At 43.2% G+C, this 2,771-nt stretch carries 3 protein-coding genes and 1 pseudogene; all 4 read right to left on the bottom strand.

Translation table 11 applies throughout. The features are described from left to right. Positions 1-379, bottom strand: a pseudogene (locus EO766_RS18010) (hypothetical protein); the annotation flags it as partial. Beyond that, positions 360-1,100 carry a 5-oxoprolinase subunit PxpA gene (locus EO766_RS18005; protein WP_218331650.1) on the bottom strand — a complete coding sequence of 247 codons (741 nt, stop codon included), beginning with the start codon at positions 1,098-1,100 and terminating at the stop codon, positions 360-362. The gene EO766_RS18005 and the pseudogene EO766_RS18010, both read right to left, overlap by 20 nt. Continuing rightward, positions 1,087-2,088, bottom strand: a complete 1,002-nt coding sequence (locus tag EO766_RS18000; RefSeq protein WP_218331647.1) for a 5-oxoprolinase subunit C family protein — start codon at positions 2,086-2,088, stop codon at positions 1,087-1,089. The genes EO766_RS18005 and EO766_RS18000 overlap by 14 nt, the downstream gene beginning before the upstream one ends. Beyond that, positions 2,079-2,771: 5-oxoprolinase subunit PxpB (gene pxpB, locus EO766_RS17995; protein WP_287101766.1), on the bottom strand; the 693-nt coding region annotated here is incomplete at its 5' end. The genes pxpB and EO766_RS18000, both read right to left, overlap by 10 nt.

The following is a 2,771-nucleotide window of genomic DNA, read 5'->3' as shown; positions in this document are numbered from 1 at the left end:
CTGCACTGATGGCAGCACCAATGGGGGTGGGTAAGCCGGTACATACCTGTATACCTAAACCTGCCCCGGCAATATTACCGGTATTAAAAGCAATGCCTCCGAATACAATCATAGCTGCCAATACATAACCCAAACCCGGAAACAGTTGATTGGCCAGATCCTGAGCCCGTAAATGGCTCATGGTAATCATACGCCAGATATTGAGCTGTACGGCAATGTCTATTAAAATAGTAATTACAATTACAAAGGCAAAAGCCGCACCCAACTGCTTGGTAAACACGGTGGTTTGTGTTAAAAATCCCGGCCCTATGGCCGATGTTGCCATTAAAAAAGCCGCACCAATAATGGCTGTACTTGTTTTAGAGGGTTTGGATGTCAATGCCGTTTTGTTTGAGTGTATGATAAATGGTTTTAGCAAAATCTACTGCATGTGCCCCATCACCATGCAGGCAAAGCGTATCGGCAGCAATGAATATTTTATTTCCCGAAAGGGTTGTTACCTGCCTGTTTTGTACCATTGTTAATACTTGCTGCAAAGCCGCCTCCGTTGTTTCAATGAGTGCTTGAGGTGCTGAACGCGGTGTTAATTGGCCGTTATCCTGATAAGTTCTGTCGGCAAATACCTCAGCTGCGGTTTGCAATCCTATATCCTTGCAGGCATCCATTAAATAACTGCCACTCAGTGCATATACGATTAATTTGGGGTATAAAGTATGCAATATTTTGGCTATCTGTCCTGCCAGTACCACATCAGCCGATGCCATATTATACAATGCACCATGCAGTTTTATATGATGCAAGGAGGTTTCCATTGCTTCGCAAATTTGCTGTAATGCTTCTATTTGCTGTTGTATCAATACCAATAACTCCGGTTCAGTTAACGGTATGGGCTTTCTGCCAAAATTGGCTTTGTCGTTAAAGCCGGGATGGGCACCAATGGCAACCCCATACTGCAAACACAATGCTACCGTTTTGCGCATGGTGGCAGCATCTCCGGCATGAAATCCGCAGGCTATATTGGCACTGGAAATAAAGGGCATCAGCAGGGCATCGGTATTCATACCTTCGCCCAAATCGCAATTCAAATCAATGGATAGCATAGTCCGTAAATAATTTGTTGAGTGTTGCTGCCGCTGCATACTGCAGTTGCTGTAAATATTGTTGTTGTTGCTGCATGAGTTGGTGTGCCTCATGTAGTGATACGCTTTTAAAACGTAGTGTTTGATGCGGCCTTATTTGCGCCAATGTAGGTATAGCGGCGCTGCACACCGTTGCAGGAATGGGGTATCCGCCCGTTGTTTGATGCCCGGCCATTAACACAATGCACTGTCCGTTAGGCAGTAATTGTATGGTGCCATTGGTAACGGCAGTAGATAATACCGTAACAGGCAAATGTAGTTGTATAGGTTCACTTTGTAAATAATAACCCATTCGGTTGCTATTGGATTGAACAGTATAGGTGTTATTGAGAAAAAGTTGTTGTGCCTGCGTCGATAAATCTTTCCAATCTTTACTCACTATCACAGGTATTGCGTCGGTATGCAAATACCATTGTTTGGCATCGGCCTGAATATGAAAAATAAATACATCTTTTCCCTCTAATAAACCACTGTAATCTATTGATTCCTGTAACAGCAATTCATCGTGTTTTTTTAAATAGCGGCCTTTATAGCCGCCACATCCGGCAAGGGTATTGGTACTAAAACTTCCCATCCATGATTCTAATGCAAAGCCAGTATGAATAGCTAAATAACACCAAGCGCCAGACTTTACCTGTTTAAATTGCAACACACAATTTTTTTGAATGATAAAAGGTGTATTCAATGGAATGGGTACATCATTCACCCAGGCAGAAAAATCGGCACCACTCAACGCTACCAATGCCTGCTGCTCAAATAGCAAAACGGGAGCCGGGAAACTCATTTCAATCACCGGGCATTCCAGGGAATTGTTCACTAAAATATTTGCTACGGCAGCGGCAGTTTTGTCCATGGCACCATCGGGATTAATGCCGAGGTATTGCCAGCCATATCGGCCGGTATCCTGAATAGAATCGGCTATTCCCTGTTTAATGACAACTACAGACACGTGTTCTTGTTTTGTTTCAATGAATAAAAAGTATCTATATCAATCGGCACAAATTGTACCCGGTTACCGGGTTGCAACAGTGCGGGTTGCTTTCTGTTTTGTTGAAATAGGGCTTCTGGCGTTTGGCCAATAATATGCCAGCCTCCCGGCGAATGAAAGGGATAAATACCCGTTTGGCGGCCTGCAATTCCTACACTACCTGCAGCTACTTGTTTGGCAGGTTGCGCTTTACGCGGCATTGCCAAACTTTCGGGAACAGTGCCCATATAGGCAAAACCGGGTAAAAAGCCTAACATAAAGACCCGGTATATTTCATTGCTATGCCATTGTATCAATGTTGCTACAGTAATATTTTTTGCGGCACAAAATGCAGTTAAATCCGGTGCTACGGCCGGATCATAACAAACCGGAATTCGTACTATAGGCTGTTCAACCTCCTTCCTATTGGTACAGTTTATCAAAACACCCTCCACAAAATTCCTTACATACCCCTCTATATTTTCTATTCCCTGTTTCCATAAAGCAACCGGATTGTAAAGGATGGTAATGCTACTATAGGCCGGAATAACATCGCGTATAAAATCTTTTTTTTCTTGTTGAAAACATTGGAAAAGTGCCTGTACCTGATGGTTGATGGCTTCATCAATGGTATTACCCCAATCAATAACAATAGCCGTATCACT

The sequence above is a fragment of the Hydrotalea sp. AMD genome (assembly GCF_004100315.1).
GTDB classification, from domain to species: Bacteria; Bacteroidota; Bacteroidia; order Chitinophagales; family Chitinophagaceae; genus Hydrotalea; species Hydrotalea flava.
This window is presented reverse-complemented; position numbering and strand designations above follow the sequence as displayed.

Excerpts from the sequence above, each read along its gene's own strand:
- EO766_RS18005 (WP_218331650.1), bottom strand. The coding sequence starts at position 1,100 with ATGCTATCCATTGATTTGAATTGCGATTTGGGCGAAGGTATGAATACC.